This is a genomic window from Mesorhizobium sp. M8A.F.Ca.ET.165.01.1.1 (assembly GCF_004792065.1).
Lineage (GTDB): Bacteria > Pseudomonadota > Alphaproteobacteria > Rhizobiales > Rhizobiaceae > Mesorhizobium.
On the sequence record NZ_SRTH01000156.1, the window covers coordinates 1 to 330 of the forward strand.

A 330-nucleotide genomic window follows, 5' to 3' on the forward strand; every position below is an offset into this window, starting at 1 on the left:
TCCATGGTTTATCCTGGCGAGGCCTTGCGCGGCCGCGCATACGACCGGTGATTTGGAGGCGGCTCCTTACAATGCTTTGACGGCATTTCCAAGCCCGTGGCCGGGAATATGGGGAGCAATGCGGCCATTGCAACGATTTGCGCCGCGTCCCCGCCGCTCCGGCGGAGCCCGCAGTTACGACATGCTCATATAGGCTTCCGCGATGGCGAGGAAGTCGGCCGCTTTCAGGCTCGCGCCGCCAACCAGCGCGCCGTCGACATTATCGACCCCAAGCAGTTCCACCGCGTTGGAAGGCTTGACCGAGCCGCCATAGAGGATGCGCATCCTGGC

General features: G+C 63.3%; 1 protein-coding gene. It reads right to left on the bottom strand.

The window, feature by feature from the left end; genetic code table 11:
• Positions 1-174: 174 nt before the first annotated feature.
• The coding region (locus EN808_RS35530; protein ID WP_189524255.1) for a triose-phosphate isomerase at positions 175-330 on the bottom strand (156 nt) is incomplete at its 5' end.